The organism is Microbacterium karelineae (assembly GCF_009745985.1).
GTDB classification, from domain to species: domain Bacteria; phylum Actinomycetota; class Actinomycetes; order Actinomycetales; family Microbacteriaceae; genus Microbacterium; species Microbacterium karelineae.
The window spans coordinates 257,770-271,575 of sequence record NZ_WFIX01000171.1; the positions used below are offsets into that span (position 1 = coordinate 257,770).

15 protein-coding genes and 4 pseudogenes are annotated in these 13,806 nt (G+C 64.7%); 8 read left to right on the forward strand and 11 right to left on the reverse strand.

The window, feature by feature from the left end; all coding sequences use genetic code 11:
• Window positions 1-44 precede the first annotated feature (44 nt).
• From GB932_RS02515 to GB932_RS02535, 5 genes are all read right to left on the reverse strand, one after another.
• Complete coding sequence (locus GB932_RS02515; RefSeq protein ID WP_156759147.1) at window positions 45-362, reverse strand: hypothetical protein; 318 nt, start codon at window positions 360-362, stop codon at window positions 45-47.
• A 320-nt stretch (window positions 363-682) separates the two neighbouring features.
• Window positions 683-1,198: a hypothetical protein gene (locus GB932_RS02520; protein WP_156759148.1), complete on the reverse strand. Its 516-nt coding sequence runs from the start codon at window positions 1,196-1,198 to the stop codon at window positions 683-685.
• Window positions 1,199-1,345: 147 nt separating this feature from the next.
• Window positions 1,346-1,990 (reverse strand): nucleoside/nucleotide kinase family protein, encoded by a 645-nt coding sequence (locus tag GB932_RS02525; protein ID WP_156759149.1) that lies wholly within the window; start codon window positions 1,988-1,990, stop codon window positions 1,346-1,348.
• 133 nt (window positions 1,991-2,123) lie between these two features.
• Window positions 2,124-2,357: a hypothetical protein gene (locus GB932_RS02530; RefSeq protein WP_156759150.1), complete on the reverse strand. Its 234-nt coding sequence runs from the start codon at window positions 2,355-2,357 to the stop codon at window positions 2,124-2,126.
• Between the two features lie 187 nt (window positions 2,358-2,544).
• On the reverse strand, window positions 2,545-2,739 hold the full coding sequence (locus tag GB932_RS02535; protein ID WP_197517258.1) for a hypothetical protein: 195 nt from the start codon (window positions 2,737-2,739) through the stop codon (window positions 2,545-2,547).
• A gap of 175 nt (window positions 2,740-2,914) precedes the next feature.
• On the opposite strand from GB932_RS02535, the gene GB932_RS19345 reads away from it, so the two are divergent.
• On the forward strand, window positions 2,915-3,457 hold the full coding sequence (locus tag GB932_RS19345; RefSeq protein WP_156759151.1) for a hypothetical protein: 543 nt from the start codon (window positions 2,915-2,917) through the stop codon (window positions 3,455-3,457).
• 58 nt (window positions 3,458-3,515) lie between these two features.
• On the opposite strand, the pseudogene GB932_RS20490 reads toward GB932_RS19345, so the two are convergent.
• Window positions 3,516-3,770: pseudogene (locus GB932_RS20490) on the reverse strand (nucleotidyltransferase family protein); the annotation flags it as partial.
• A gap of 89 nt (window positions 3,771-3,859) precedes the next feature.
• On the opposite strand from GB932_RS20490, the gene GB932_RS02550 reads away from it, so the two are divergent.
• The 4 genes from GB932_RS02550 to GB932_RS02565 all read left to right on the forward strand — a co-directional run bounded on the left by GB932_RS02550 (window position 3,860) and on the right by GB932_RS02565 (window position 5,859).
• Window positions 3,860-4,264, forward strand: coding sequence for a hypothetical protein (locus GB932_RS02550; protein WP_156759152.1), 405 nt, complete (start codon window positions 3,860-3,862; stop codon window positions 4,262-4,264).
• Window positions 4,265-4,476: 212 nt separating this feature from the next.
• Window positions 4,477-4,731 carry a type II toxin-antitoxin system Phd/YefM family antitoxin gene (locus tag GB932_RS02555; RefSeq protein ID WP_156759153.1) on the forward strand — a complete coding sequence of 85 codons (255 nt, stop codon included), beginning with the start codon at window positions 4,477-4,479 and terminating at the stop codon, window positions 4,729-4,731.
• 5 nt (window positions 4,732-4,736) lie between these two features.
• The gene (locus tag GB932_RS02560) at window positions 4,737-5,132 is read left to right on the forward strand and encodes a type II toxin-antitoxin system VapC family toxin (protein WP_438616692.1); all 396 of its coding nucleotides are present in this window, start codon (window positions 4,737-4,739) and stop codon (window positions 5,130-5,132) included.
• A gap of 535 nt (window positions 5,133-5,667) precedes the next feature.
• The gene (locus GB932_RS02565; RefSeq protein ID WP_156759155.1) at window positions 5,668-5,859 is read left to right on the forward strand and encodes a hypothetical protein; all 192 of its coding nucleotides are present in this window, start codon (window positions 5,668-5,670) and stop codon (window positions 5,857-5,859) included.
• 318 nt (window positions 5,860-6,177) lie between these two features.
• Here GB932_RS02565 and GB932_RS02570 read toward each other — a convergent pair.
• A pseudogene (locus tag GB932_RS02570) lies at window positions 6,178-6,639 on the reverse strand (transposase); the annotation flags it as partial.
• A gap of 170 nt (window positions 6,640-6,809) precedes the next feature.
• Here GB932_RS02570 and GB932_RS02575 point away from each other — a divergent pair.
• Window positions 6,810-8,201, forward strand: a complete 1,392-nt coding sequence (locus tag GB932_RS02575) for an IS30 family transposase (protein ID WP_438616694.1) — start codon at window positions 6,810-6,812, stop codon at window positions 8,199-8,201.
• A 79-nt stretch (window positions 8,202-8,280) separates the two neighbouring features.
• Here the strand turns inward: GB932_RS02575 and GB932_RS21490 are convergent.
• The 4 genes and pseudogenes from GB932_RS21490 to GB932_RS02595 all read right to left on the reverse strand — a co-directional run.
• Window positions 8,281-8,403 (reverse strand): annotated as a pseudogene (locus GB932_RS21490) (IS3 family transposase); the annotation flags it as partial.
• A 156-nt stretch (window positions 8,404-8,559) separates the two neighbouring features.
• Window positions 8,560-9,873: pseudogene (locus GB932_RS02585) on the reverse strand (ISL3 family transposase).
• 106 nt (window positions 9,874-9,979) lie between these two features.
• Window positions 9,980-10,147: a hypothetical protein gene (locus tag GB932_RS02590; protein WP_156759157.1), complete on the reverse strand. Its 168-nt coding sequence runs from the start codon at window positions 10,145-10,147 to the stop codon at window positions 9,980-9,982.
• Between the two features lie 59 nt (window positions 10,148-10,206).
• Complete coding sequence (locus GB932_RS02595) at window positions 10,207-10,470, reverse strand: transposase (protein ID WP_156759158.1); 264 nt, start codon at window positions 10,468-10,470, stop codon at window positions 10,207-10,209.
• Between the two features lie 170 nt (window positions 10,471-10,640).
• Here GB932_RS02595 and GB932_RS02600 point away from each other — a divergent pair, with 170 nt between their 5' ends.
• Both GB932_RS02600 and GB932_RS02605 read left to right on the forward strand, forming a co-directional pair.
• Window positions 10,641-11,510 (forward strand): DNA adenine methylase, encoded by an 870-nt coding sequence (locus GB932_RS02600; protein ID WP_197517262.1) that lies wholly within the window; start codon window positions 10,641-10,643, stop codon window positions 11,508-11,510.
• Entirely contained in the window at window positions 11,507-13,795 is a 2,289-nt protein-coding gene (locus GB932_RS02605) for a DGQHR domain-containing protein (protein WP_156759159.1), read from the forward strand. Before GB932_RS02600 ends, GB932_RS02605 begins: the two co-directional genes overlap by 4 nt.
• Window positions 13,796-13,806: the final 11 nt, after the last annotated feature.

Here is a 13,806-nt window from a genome sequence, read left to right on the forward strand (position 1 = left end):
GCCGTCCTACGCGTGATCAGGGGCGGATCCGCACTCGGGAACGATCATGCGCCGGGCGCGGACCCCGTGGAGTTCCACGCGTGCACGGCGGCGCGGGCGTCACGGCGCGCAGCCTGACGCGAGCGGCGGCGCTCGGCGCGACGTGCGGATCCCACGTGGCACATCTCGCACGAGCACACGCGCGTGCCGTCGAAGACCCACTTGCGGCGGCAGCGGGTGCGGAGCCATCCGCGGAAGGCGATCTCGTCCTTCGCGGACGGAAGGTCGCAGGATCCATCAACATGATCGTGGTGCTCGACGTGGCCGATGTCGCCACGGGCGACGCGGACGTGGAGCGGGGTGTGAGCATCCGTGCGGGACACGGGGACCTCCGAGGGTGACCAGCCCCGGCCCGCAACCCCTCGGCGAAGGACGGACCGGGGCTACGGTAGGTGCCCTCGGAAGGCGTCCTGGTGGTGCATGTCCCCCATTATGGCGCTCGCTCCCCACGGGTGCCGAACGGTCTCCTCACGCGCCGAGAACGACCACTCCGCACCCGCGAACTGTCACGCGGAGACGACTCGATCACTGCCCTGCCGTTCGTCGTCTTCGCCGCTGGAATGGACCCGCCGCCCGTTACGACGGGAGTGGAAGAAGGCCCGAGGACGCCAGCCGGACGACTGGCACTCGGGCCCTTCGCCGTTCAGGGCAGATCGGAGTCAGGCGTGCGTACGTCGAGGACGATGGTGTCGCGCAACGCCTCGAGATAGGCGGGCTCGCCCAGGGCGGAGGCGTTCACCGCTCCGAGAACCGCATCGGGGATCCACAGAAGAGGTTCGTCCGCGCCGCGGACATGCTCGATTCTCAGTCGCCGATCGAGGCCTTGGTTCTGCAAGCCGATGATGTGCGCGAGGTCGCGAGCGTTCTGCGCGGCGGAGCGTGCTTCCAGGGCGACGTGCGTCACCACAGCACTCATCAGCTGCCTCTCGGCCAGAAGGTCTGCGACGCGTCGGCGACCCACCGCGCTCTCGTCGCGCCAGTGGAGCTTTCGCTGCCCAGGGCGCAACAGCGGCATGAGTGCCTCGCGTTCCGCGGAGAGCCGACTGGTCTCGAGGATCGCCGCGCAGACGAGGTACACCTGCTTCCCGCCCGGACGCGCTGCGGAGGACTCGTCGACGAAGGCCCGCGGCGGGAAGCTGCGCGTCTCACCGGCGTCCATCGCACGAGCATCCCAGGGAGGTCCGACATGCGTACGCTCCTGCCGCGACCGTCGGACCGGTGTACGTCGCCCGGCAGTTCGCGGGTGCCGAACGGTCGCCTCACGCGCCGAGAACGACCACTCCGCACCCGTGAACCGTCATGCCTCTCAGGTCACGCCCGAGACGACGAGCTCGGCGCGGCGGGCCGTCGGCTCGATGAGGCGGGCGTTCGCGCCGTCGACGTCGCGGGCGAACGCCGTCGCCGCCTCGACGCTGCGACCGTGGCGCGTGTGCCGCTCGATGAGGCGGCGCTCGCGCTCCTCGACGGGCGTCGCGCAGAACCATGCGACGTCGAGGCGGTCGGCGACGCGGATCCACGGATCCTGCTCGGCGAGCAGGTAGTTGCCCTCCACGACGACGACGCGCGCGGACGGCTCGATCGCGATCTCGCCCGCCACGCCCTCGTCGACGGTACGGCGGAAGCTCGGCGCGTACACGGTGTGATCCGTCTCGCCGCGCACCCGGTCGAGCAGCGCGACGAAGCCCCAGCCGTCGAAGGTGTCGATCGCGCCCTTGCGCCCGCGGATGCCGAGCCGGTCGAGAGTCGAGTTCGCGAGGTGGAACCCGTCCATCGGCAGGTGCACGGCGCTCCCCTCCGCGCGAGCGTTGAGGCGGTCGACGAGCGCCGTCGCGAGGCTCGTCTTGCCGCTCCCGGGGCTGCCCGCGATGCCGAGAAGGAAGCGGGATCCCATCGCCGCCGACGAGACGCGGGCGACGAGGGCGTCGAGAGCGGCGCCTGTGGCGTGGGGCATGTGGGGATCCTCTCAGATCGCGAACGACGCACGGTGATCGCGCGGCGATGTCCGAAGTCGAGATCGTCTTCGCTGAACCCTCGGGGCGTCGAGTTCCGCCTCCCCGACCCCGCATCGCTCGGCCGTGAACTCGTCAGCGCCCGAATCGCTGCTGCGCCGCCTGGCGTGTGACGTTCAGCGCGGCGCCGATGATCGTCCAGGAGTCGCCCGCTGCACGGGCGTCGCGCACGGCGCCGACGAGCTCGCGTTCGGCCTCGTCGATGCGCTCGCGAGCCGCGATGATGCGTCGGAAATGCACGGCGTCTCGGGCAGGCGTCACGGCCGGTTCGAGAGCATCGAGGCCGGTGTCGTCTGAGGTGATCTTCATAGGTAGTCGTAGAACTGTTGCCATCCGCGACGCCGTGCTTCCGGGCGGAATCTCCTACTCGCAACGGTGTCAACTCCAGGTTGACGCGTCAAGGGCTTCTTGACGCGGCGCGCATGGTGATGACCAGTCTTGCGGCGTTGCGGCGCCGGAATCGGGTTATCCACAGGCTGACCGGATCCGCAGCCCCTCAGACGACCATCTCGCGCGCGATCCGGCGATCGAGGTCATCGAGTTCAGCGAGAAGCTCGGCCGCGACCCACACGCGGTTGCGCTTGCGCCCCGTGATCTCGCGGATGAACCCGGCGTCCACCAGCCGGTCGATGGCACGGTACGTCTGCTGCTCGGACGATGCGGAGAGCCGTTCGATCTCGCGCGCCGCCATGACGGGGTGATCGTAGATTGCACGCGTTATTCAGGTTTAGCACTCACAAACACGAGTAACTGCGGCGTTGTTCGTGGGTCGCCCCACGGCACGCAGCCAGTCAGCGCGGTGGGGACATGGATGTGAGCGCCAGGCCCTCCCCGCCCGTTTCCCGCGGGCCGATAGGCTCCACCCCATGGCTGACTTCCTCTCGTTCCCCGCCCGGCGCGATGTGCAGGGCATGAAGACCGATCTGGGAGCGCTGGAGGAAGGCGAGCCGGTGCATGCCCTGTTCCGCACGAGCCGGTACGGCGACGTCGAGTGCGTGAGCACGGTGCACATCGGCATCGCCGGTGACCTCCTCGTCGCCGGGCGGATCATCGCCGGGCCGCTCGTCGCGGACAAGAAGTCCGGCGAGCCGACGCGCGCCCCGACGAGCGACCTGCGTCTGATCGCGGACGGGATCCCGTCGCCTCGCGGCGAGGAGACCGCGCACGATTCGCTCGCACACGGCGATCTCATCTCGGTCGACTTCTTCGTGCACCCCTACGGCGAGTTCACGGTGTCGGGCATCGCCACGGAGGGCGACGACGGCAACCTACTCGTCGGCGAGTGGATGGTGCGAATCGGGGCCGAGCGCGCCCGCGCGGTCGAGCGCGTGCGACGCATCGCGCGCGACGGGGATCACACCGTCGCGGTTCCGTCTCGGCGAGGGCACCTGCAGTCGGATGCCGTGTGAGCGGGTGAATCTCACACTGCGTAGAGCTCGCGGGCGCCGGTAAATTCTGGGCGATGTAGGGGTTCCGAACGTTGCGCGGCTGAATGAGATCCACCGGATACCCGATGACCTCCTCGAGCGCATCCTTGAGCGCGAAGAAGTCGCGGAACGTGCGTTCGATGCCCTCGCCGAACTCGACGAGCAGATCGACATCGCTTCGCTCGCGATCGAACCGATCCGTCACAGCGGACCCGAACACTCGCAGACGCGCGACGCCGAACCGCTCGCACACGCGCGCGATCGCGTCGAAGTCCAGCACGAGGTCGGGAGACATGCCGCGATCCTCCCACCGCGCGAGGGCGGGCGCCACGTGGCGATTCGACGCCCTCCCGATGCGCGCCTCGCTCCCCTAACATCGTCGGCATGATCACGCAGCTGAGCCCTGTCTCGGCCGCCGAACGGATCCAAGAGGAACTTGACGCGGGCGACCACGACTTCGCACTGCGCCTGGTCTCCCAAGCGCTGGAAGCCCTGCGCCGCGCTCATCAGTCAGGCGAGGATCTCCTCGTATTCGCCGCCGCCGAGCCGGCGCGAATCCGACCTCGGGAGTATGACGTCCTTCTGCGGACTGCGTACCGGTGGCAGTTGCACGAATTGGGCTACGACGCTCCGCCATGGACGGAGACGCAGCGACTTGGTCGACCGCTGTTTCTCTGGCCGGACGAGCTACTCGACGATCACGTCCGGGAGATCATCCGCGCGCAGACGCCGGACGAGTTCGCCTCGGCGAACATCTGGCTGCGGGTGAAGGAGCTCGCGACGGCGTGACGAATGGCGCTGGTCGCCTCCATGCCGGCTTCACGCCCCTGGATAGTGCTCCCACCACACCGTGACCGGCCCGTACACGCCGTGCAGCCACCAGGTCGTCGATCCGTCGGTCGAGGCACTCTCTTGGACGGCCACGCCTTGCTCACTCGTCAGCGCATTGAGCGGCAGGGATCTTGTAGCACATCTGTAGCACCAAGCGTCTCCTTGCAACTATGAAGACGATCAGCCAGCGAGAGCTGCGCAACGACAGCGCCGCGGTGATGCGCGCCGTCGAGGCTGGAGAATCCTTCACGGTGGCGCGTCGTGGCAAGCCCATCGCCCAGCTGAGCCCGCTCGCACCACAGCCGAAGACCTTCATTCCCGCGAAGGAGGCCGCCGCCGCTCTCGCGCACCTCCCCGCCTGGGGCGAGCGCGATCGTCCGCCCGACGGTGCCCCGCGGGATCCGTGGGAGGGCGCAGGGGCGTGAGGTATTTGCTCGACACCAATGTCCTCATCGACGGCATACCTCCGCTGCCGCACGGCTCGGAGGTGGCCATCAGCGCGGTGACGCTTTCCGAGTTGCACTACGGAGTGCTATGCGCCCGTGACGACTTCGAGCGCGGCAGGCGCCTGCAGCGTCTCGAGGCCGTGGAGGCTCAGTTCTCCCCCGTCGCCATCGACGCGACGGTCGCGCGCATCCACGGCCAGATGACGGCGGCCGTCGCGGCGATCGGCCGGAAGCCCTGCCCGAGGATGATGAACCTGCTCATCGCCGCGACGGCCGCCAGCGTCGATGCGGTGCTCCTGACGCGCAATGTCGATGACTTCGTGGGGTTGGACGATTTCGTGAAGGTGGTGGATCCGGCGGAGGCTGGCGGAGCGAGATGAAGGCAGCATCGCATCTCGGGCGCGCTTCACTGACGCATCGACTCCATCCCTGCTCGAAGAACGGAACGGAATCCAGTGCGCGCACGCGCTCCGGCCGAAACTGCCTGCGACACGCCGATGGAACTGTCGATTCTGGCGTTCTGCGGCGACTACTCTCAAGGGAGTATCGGCGCCGGAAGCTGTGGATAACTCGCCTTGAAGGCTTGAGGTTCCCAGTAGTTCCTACGCATCGCGCCCTGCGATGTTGCTCCGCTGACTGTGGACGCTTCGGTGGAGAGCCTGTGGATACAGGTCTGAATACCGGGCCTTGAACTACACCGGTGTAACTACGGAGCCTCTGACCCCGTGAAATGTCACGCTCGGCCGGTAGACTAGGACGTACCGGCGGGTAACCGACGAAAAAGCCCCTCAAGTCAGCGGCAACTGACTCAAGGGGCGGAAGCTCCTTGTTGAGGGGATGCTTCCTCCAAGGTACGCCAACCGGTCGCGTTCGCCAAATGGCGGGCGTGTCGTCAACAGCTCCTATGGAGGAAGCATGGCAAGCAAGAATGGCGGGCTGCGCCCCGGTCAGATCGCCGACAAGTCGGGGCAGTATGCGCTGGTCGGCCCCCGTGGAGGTCGCACGGATTCCGAGCGGACGGTGGCCAAGGGCGAGCCTTTGCCGCCGACGCCTCGCCCGAACATGAGATACAAGCTCGTGGACGCGACGAAGCACTGGAAGCACTGATGGTCACCCGTCGGGTCAGTGGCCCGATCTACGTCACCTGCCCCTACTGCCGCACGAAGTACGGCCCCTATCAGAAGGTGGGACTGGGTGTCCGGTCCTGCTCCCGCTGTGGGCGCTCGTTCAACCTTCGATAGTTAAGGGTCAGGAGGGGGCGTCGACTTCGGTCGGCGCCCCTTGGCGTTCCTGCGTGATCTACTCGATCGCATACTGTCGGGTCCGCCGTGCCAAGTTTCATCGCCAGCCCCAGAGGCTGACCGCAAGCACGCAATCCGTCAGATCCTGAGAGGGTCTGATCCACGAATGGGTGACAGTTCATCTTTAGGCCGCGAGGGCCAGGGACGTGTTCATCATGGACTCGAACTCGACTGGCGTCACACGCCCCAGCCCGGCCTGACGACGGCGACGGTGATACGTCCGCTTGATCCACGTCACGATCGCGATCCGCAGTTCGTCTCGGGTGGCCCAGGAGCGCCGGTCGAGGACGTTCTTCTGCAGGAGTGAGAAGAAGCTCTCCATGGCGGCGTTGTCGCCGGCCGCGCCCACCCTGCCCATCGATCCCACCATCCGGTGGCGGCTGATCGTTCGACGCACCTTCCGTGACCGGAACTGGCTCCCGCGGTCCGAGTGGATCACGCAACCGGCGACGTCTCCGCGCAGCGCGGCGGCGTTATTGACCGCGTTCACGACCAGACGAGGCTTCATCCGTGAGTCGATCGAGTAGCCGACGATCTTGCCACTGAAGACGTCCTTGATCGCGCAGAGGTAGAGCTTGCCCTCGTCCGCTTGGATTCCAGCAGTCGTCGCAACACCAGCGACGAGGAGCAGAAATGCCGGCGAGGAAGTACACGGAGCAGCAGAGGTTGGCGTTCCTGGTGTTAATCGATCGCGGCGGATCGGTGCGGGCAGCTGCGCTGGCCGCCGGCGTGAGTCCGGATCGCGGCTACCGATGGATGAAGCAGGCGGGGCTGTCGACGCCGCGGAGCACGCAGCGCAAGCACACCCCGGAGGACAAGGCAGAGTTCTTCAGACGGCTCGCTGTGAGCGGCAACGTCTCGGCGGTCGCACGCGAACTCGGCTTCAACCGGGTCACCTGCTACGCCTGGGCGCATAGGGCAGGGATCTTCACGGGCGCTTACGCGGACGCGAAGCGGCAGGAGTTCCTCAAGCTTCGACGTGAGGGCGTATCGCGCCGCGAGGCCGCCCAACGGCTGGGCGTCGAATCCCACCAGGCGCTGGACTGGGACAAGGGCATCCGCGTGTTCTCGAAGGGCCGGATCTATCCCGACGGCAGAGTGGTGCTCTACCGGCCCGAGGAGGTACTGGCGAACGTGAAGAACCCGAGAACCGAATGGGTGCAAGGCGAACGCGTCCCCATTGCCCGCGTCGGGCAGGTCATCGACGCCCGCTACCTCAGCCTCCTCGAGCGAGAACGGCTGAAGGACCTGATGATGATGGGGCTGTCGATCCGGAAGATCGCGGCGATGATGGGGCGGGCGCCTTCGACGATTAGCCGTGAAGTGAGGCGCAACACCGTCAGCAGGAGCGGCTATCTGCCTCACACGGCGCACCGCGTTTCCGTGAAGCGGCGTGAGCGCCCGCGGGCAGCGAAGCTCGCGGTCGACGGCCCTCTGCGGGACTATGTCGCCGCCAAGCTCAAGAAACGATGGTCGCCGGAGCAGATCCGTCATCGGCTTCAGCGAGACTTTCCCCATGACCCGGGGATGCGCGTGAGCTGCGAGACGATCTACCAGGCCGTCTACGTCCACGCGCACGGAGAGTTGAGACGCGAGTTGGCTGGCGCACTGCGTCGCGGTCGTTCGCGCCGCAAACCGCGTCGTGACCCGCAGACGCGCACGAGCAGGTTCATCGACGAGATGACACCGATCTCCCAGCGCCCCGCCGGCGTCGAAGGCCGCACGATCCCAGGGCATTGGGAGGGCGACCTGATCGTCGGCGCCGGCAGCGGTTCAGCCGTCGCGACACTCGTTGAAAGGACCACATGCTACGTGGTCCTCGGCCATCTTCCGATCGAGCGCACTGCCGGTGCTGTTCGCGACAGCCTCATCACCGCCCTGCAGGGGATGCCGGCCGCTCTGAAGAAGTCCCTCACTTGGGATCAGGGCGCGGAGATGAGCGAGCACCGAGCCTTCTCCCTCGCCATGGACATGCCGGTCTACTTCTGCGAGCGGGCTTCACCCTGGCAGCGCGGCACGAACGAGAACACCAACGGGCTGCTCCGGCAGTATCTCCCCAAAGGCACAAACCTCCGCACTCAAGACGCCGAGGCCCTCGTCGCGATCGCCGACGAGCTGAATGACCGGCCGCGCAAGACGCTCGACTGAGATACTCCGACGGAGCGGATGAGTGCTTTACTGAGTCCAGGGTAGTTCACACCGTTGCGACGATCGCTGGAATCCAAGCCGTCTTGTGCTCGGTGATGTCCGCGAGGCAGAGCCCGTTCGGCGCGTCCGCGACGAACGCGCGCTGGACGAGGTCGTCATGCACGGGTGGGCCGGCCTTCTTGGCCTTCCCTCGGGCCTTCGCCTTCCCGAACGCGCTGAACCAGCCGTTTGCCGACGCGATCCGCCACGCGGTCCGGTCCGCCATCGTCTCGTCGTGTTCGAACGCGGCTTCGTCGGCAAGGAGCCGATACCCGAACTCCGGGTCGTCCCGATGCGCGTCGAACAGCGCGTTCGCGGCTCATCGTGTTTGAGGGTGTAGTAGCGGCCTGAAGCCGCTGGCTTCGAGCAGTGATCGGGCAATGTAGTGGGTCAGATTCCGGAACCCCAGGGCGGTTGCCGCGGAGATGCTCAAGTCGGCCGTTGATGGCCTCCGAGGGTCCGTTGGACGTGCCGGGGTGGTCGAAGAACGCGAGGATGTCGGCCGAGCGCCGTTTGACGGTCCGACCGAGGGTGATCAGCTCGGGCAAGTCCTTCGGGACGCCGTTGGCGAGCTTCGTGATCACCGCCTCGAAGATCTTCTTGCCGCGTGCGGGGTCTCTGTGTCGATAGGCGGCGACGGCGCGCTGGTAGATGTCCCAGGTCACCTCGACGACGAGATGACCGGGGTGCTGGTCGAACACCGCCTCGAGCTTCGCGAGCTGATGCTGCTTCAGCAACCCGAGCCCTGTCCTGAGCAGGCGGCGGCAGCCGTAGAGCAGGTCGCCCTTCCGGCCGCGATGCCCGAGAGTCTCCTGTTGAACACGCTGCCTCGTCTTGTCGAGCGCGTCACCGAACAGCGCGACGACATGGAACGGGTCCATCACCGCTGTCGCGTCGGGGGCCTCTTCCCCAGCGGCGGTCTTGTAGCCGGTGAAGCCGTCCATCGCGACCACGTCGATGCCGTCACGCCAGGCCGCGCGGCGACCGGCGAGCCAGGTCTTGAACACGTGCTTCGACCGGCCCGGCACCATGTCGAGCAGTCGCGCGGGGCCGGTCTTCTCCCGGGTCGGCGTGAGGTCGATGATGACGGTCACGTACTTGTCGCCCAGGCGTGTGTGGCGCCAGACATGCTCGTCGACACCGATGGTGGTCACCCCGTCGAACCTGCTGGGATCATTGATCAGCATGCGCTGCCCTTCGGCGAGGATCGCGTCGTTGGCGGCATGCCAGGACACGTCGAGCGACTCCGCGACGCGAGCGACGGGAGATGCTGACAGACGACCGCTTCCAGCGTCCATCGGATCGCGGCGCGGGTGAGCTTCCCGCGCGGCTCAGCCGCGGCCGTGGTGTCCTCTCGCCAGATGGTCTCGCACGAGGAGCAGGCGAACCGGCGGACGCGGACGAAGAGCGTCGTCGGTCGCCAGCCGAGCGGGACATGCGCTAGCCGGCGCGCCTGCGTTCCGCGCGCGACGCCCTCGGTGCCGCAGTTGCGACAGAACGGGTCGCGGTCGGCGACGCGGCACTCGAGCACCGCCTTGTCAGGGGAGATCTCCTGACCGGTGACGGTGAGGCCGTGGTCGTCGAGGAGGCAGAACGCAGTCAGGTCAGGGGTGGCGAAGGTACCGTGGGACACGTCGAGGTCTTTCGAGTCGCGAGCGTGAGAACTTCCATCTTCGGAAGGCCTCGACCTCGTCCCGGCGGCCGCCACGCCGCCGCGATCTCACGCCCCCGCTACACCCTCATCCGCGAAGAGCCGCGTTCGCGCGATACGCCTCGGTCACCTCCGCGTCCGTGATCGGGTTCTTCAACCAGCGATAGTAGGGCTGGCGAGCGAGCTTCAGCACCCGGCACGACACCACCACGGGGATCCCGTCGGCAGCGAGCTCTCGAACGAGCGGGTACATCATCTCCCCGGCCGATACGCCTGCGACAGATGCGCCGTCGCCCGACGCAGCACCTCGACCTCCTACTCGAGGAGCCGATTGCGCTTGCGGAGCTCGCGCAGCTCGGCGGCCTCGGCCGTGGTCGTCCCAGGCTGCTCGCCGGACTCGACGCGCTCCTGGCGCATCGAGTTCTCGAGCGTTCCGGCATGGATCCCGAAGTCCTTCGCGATCTGAACGATCGTCACGCCGGGCTCGCGCGAGTGCGTGACGCGGAGCACGTCCTGACGAAACTCCTTGGGGAACGGTTTGGGCGTGGTGACATCCTTCCAGCCCGGTCCTCCGGCCACACACCTCAGGCGCCACCCATCCGTGCACCTTCCGTGGTGGGAGATGGGATCCCGGCAGGATGCCAACAGAGAAATTCGACAAGGTCGTGGCGCTGAGGCTGGTCAATCCCCAGGAAGGTCGTCGGTGGGCGCTAGTGTCTTGATGGACAGGACTACCATTGGGAGATCACTTGACTGACGCCACGAGCACCGACGCTCAGACAGCCATCGCCCAGGTCAAGAGCAAGCAGGCCGAGACCCCCTTTCTTCGGTGGGCGGGAGGTAAGCGTTGGCTCGTCCCGGAGATCTTGGAACTGGTCGAGAATATTCGCTTTGATGACTACCATGAGCCGTTCCTCGGCGGCGGTTCAGTCTTCTTCGCACTGAAGCCCGGCGGGCAGGTCCGATTGTCAGATCTCAACATGGACTTGATCACTGTCTATCGCCGCGTGCGTGACAACCCTTCGGGGGTTGCCGACCGCCTAATGCGGTACGAAAATACGTCGGACTGCTACTACGCGGCCCGCGCCGCGAAACCAACGACCAATGACGATCTCGCTGCACGATTCATCTACCTGAACCACACGTCGTACAACGGCATCTATCGAGTGAACCTAAAGGGAGAGTATAATGTTCCCTATGGCAACCGTACGAACACGAGAATTCCTAACCGTGCGCGGTTGAAAGAAGTCAGCGAGCGTTTGCAGGGTGTCGAACTCAATGGACGAAGCTTCGAGATCTCTCTCGGAGACGTGAAGGAAGGCGATCTCGTCTTCCTCGATCCGCCGTATACTGTCGCTCACAATAACAACGGGTTCGTGAAGTACAACCAACACCTATTCTCGTTCGAAGATCAGAAACTTCTCGCCAAGTCCATCAACGAAATTTCAGAACGGGGCGCAAACTTCATCCTGACCAACGCGGCACACAAGTCCATCGACGAACTCTTCTCACCGCTTGCGCGCAAGATAACGGTCGCGCGCCGGAACGTCATCGGCGGTGTCAACGCCCGCCGAGGTCGCGCGGACGAGTACGTCTTTACCAACATTGGCGCCAAATGAGCGAACCAATCGAGCTTCTACCAATCCGCCAGGTGCGCCGCGAGATCACCCGCAGACTCGATGGCTACCTGAGGGAGAAGATCCCAAACGCCCGTCAAGGGGAGTATGAAAACAGCGGAGATGGCTGGGTTCTCGACAAGACACTCAAGAACTCCGTCTGGATGCGCAAGCCGAAGAGGCACGACGTGGCCTTCGAAGATCGCGTCTGGGCGATGTGCGCACGCCTTGGGTTCAACTCGCTCAGCCTGGGACGTACCCTCCAACTCCCCTACGGCAAGGGGGACAACGAGCGCAAACAAGTGAACGTGTTGGCTGCCGACGACGAGGTAGTGCTCGTCATCGATTGCAAGTCCTCCGGCGGGGAGCAGCCGCGCACAGAGACATTCAAACCAGAGATCGAAGCCATAAATGGATATCGGACGGGCCTCATCGGTGCGCTCCGCAAACAGTTTCCCGGACACAAGATCAAGTTCGCGTTCATCACAAACAACATTTATGTGAGCAAGGACACGCTGGCGAAAATGGGGGCGGCAGATATCGCGTACCTTGATGAAGAGGCCGTGAACTACTACCACGAGCTTGCCGACCATCTCGGGCCTGCAGCGAAGTTCCAGCTGCTAGGGAACCTATTCCACGGTCAGAAGATCGAGGCGATGGATGCAACTGTTCCCGCCATCCGAGGCAAGATGGGGGGCTACACTTACTACTCATTCGCCATTGAGCCGGAGCGACTACTCAAGCTCGCGTACGTTCTCCATCGCAACAACGCCAACATGCGCTGGATGCCGACCTACCAACGGATCATCAAGCGGTCGCGCCTCAAGAAGGTCTCGGAGTTCGTTGAGGACGGCGGCTTCTTTCCCAACTCCCTGGTCATCAACGTGGACAACGGCGGTAGACCTCTCCGTTTCGACAGGTCGGAGAAGCAGTCTGGTTCGACAACTTTGGGCCTACTGCATCTGCCGCCGAAGTACCGGTCGGTATACATAGTAGATGGGCAGCATCGACTCTTCGGATATGCACACTCAAGCCGGGCGCACTCCGAACTAGTTCCAGTGGTTGCTTTCGTCGACATGCCAGGCACGAAGCAACTTGAGATGTTCATGGACATAAACGAGAACCAACAAGCAGTACCCAAGAACCTGCGCCTGACTTTGAAGGCTGATCTCGAATGGGAAAGCTCGGACAAGAAGCGGCAGGCTCAAGCCCTCAAACTCAAGGTTGCCCAGCTGCTCGGCGAGCAAAAATCTTCTCCACTGCGTGGCCGCGTTATCATTGGCGAAGAGAAGGCGAACGAGCGCCTTTGCATCAGTTTGGATGCAGTTGGTCGAGGAGTGGACCGTGGTCGCTTCATCGGCGAGTTCACCAGCACCGAGATGAGGAAGCCGGGTTCATTCTACCGTGGCTCCATCGACACCACCATTGATCCCCTGATCGGGTTCCTGGAGTTGTGTTTCGCTTTCATGCGGGATGAGCTCCCAAGTCAATGGAACAAGGGTCGTGGCGAGGGCGGTTTTGTGTTCACCAACGCTGGGGTCGAAGCGATCCTGCGTCTGCTGGGTGACTTCATCGACCACCTTTCAGAAGAGGGCAAGGCCGACCCGCGCCAGCAGACACCGAATGATGTATTCGTTCAGGTCCGCTCTCTCCTGTCACACCTGGTTACCTACCTAAATGGACTGACTCCTGATGAGATCGCCACCTTCCGAACATGGCTCGGGGCGGGGGGACCGACCAAGTACCTGCGACAGTTTCAAAGCGCCATCGTCGAGACAGTTCCCAACTTCGAACCGGAAGGTTACGAAGAATGGAAGCTCAACCAGGAGAAGCAGTTCAACGCTGACTCCTACACGATGCTCAATGAGGTAGAAACCTTCTTGAGGCAGGACATCAAGAGGCGACTCCAGGACAAGCACGGGTCGGAGTGGATTCACGCGGGCGTTCCGCAGGCAATCTTTCGAGACGGATCGACGAGGGCAGCTGAGAAGCAGTACGAGGCAGGTCCGGGTGTCACCGTTGACTGGTGGGACTGCCTCTACCTCATCGACTACCAGAAGGTCATGCAACACGGAGGGAATGCTGTCTGGTTAGAGCTCTTCGACCGGACATACACTTTGCCAAGCGATAGGAAGGCAGCCTGGCGGAACAGGTCGGGCTGGTTCAACGAACTCAATCGCACTCGAAACAAGGTTGCACACAACGAAGCTGTCACGGAAGAGGAGTTCGGCTTCCTTCAGACGCTGCACTCGCACTTTGATCTGGGCGGGACCGGCCGTAATAGCTAGTGTGTTCCCAG

Excerpts from the sequence above, each read along its gene's own strand:
- GB932_RS02520 (WP_156759148.1), bottom strand. The coding sequence starts at position 1,198 with ATGGACGCCGGTGAGACGCGCAGCTTCCCGCCGCGGGCCTTCGTCGAC.
- GB932_RS02525 (WP_156759149.1), bottom strand. The coding sequence starts at position 1,990 with ATGCCCCACGCCACAGGCGCCGCTCTCGACGCCCTCGTCGCCCGCGTC.
- GB932_RS02530 (WP_156759150.1), bottom strand. The coding sequence starts at position 2,357 with ATGAAGATCACCTCAGACGACACCGGCCTCGATGCTCTCGAACCGGCC.
- GB932_RS02535 (WP_197517258.1), bottom strand. The coding sequence starts at position 2,739 with ATGGCGGCGCGCGAGATCGAACGGCTCTCCGCATCGTCCGAGCAGCAG.
- GB932_RS19345 (WP_156759151.1), top strand. The coding sequence starts at position 2,915 with ATGGCTGACTTCCTCTCGTTCCCCGCCCGGCGCGATGTGCAGGGCATG.
- GB932_RS02550 (WP_156759152.1), top strand. The coding sequence starts at position 3,860 with ATGATCACGCAGCTGAGCCCTGTCTCGGCCGCCGAACGGATCCAAGAG.
- GB932_RS02555 (WP_156759153.1), top strand. The coding sequence starts at position 4,477 with ATGAAGACGATCAGCCAGCGAGAGCTGCGCAACGACAGCGCCGCGGTG.
- GB932_RS02565 (WP_156759155.1), top strand. The coding sequence starts at position 5,668 with ATGGCAAGCAAGAATGGCGGGCTGCGCCCCGGTCAGATCGCCGACAAG.
- GB932_RS02575 (WP_438616694.1), top strand. The coding sequence starts at position 6,810 with ATGAAGCAGGCGGGGCTGTCGACGCCGCGGAGCACGCAGCGCAAGCAC.
- GB932_RS02590 (WP_156759157.1), bottom strand. The coding sequence starts at position 10,147 with ATGATGTACCCGCTCGTTCGAGAGCTCGCTGCCGACGGGATCCCCGTG.
- GB932_RS02605 (WP_156759159.1), top strand. The coding sequence starts at position 11,507 with ATGAGCGAACCAATCGAGCTTCTACCAATCCGCCAGGTGCGCCGCGAG.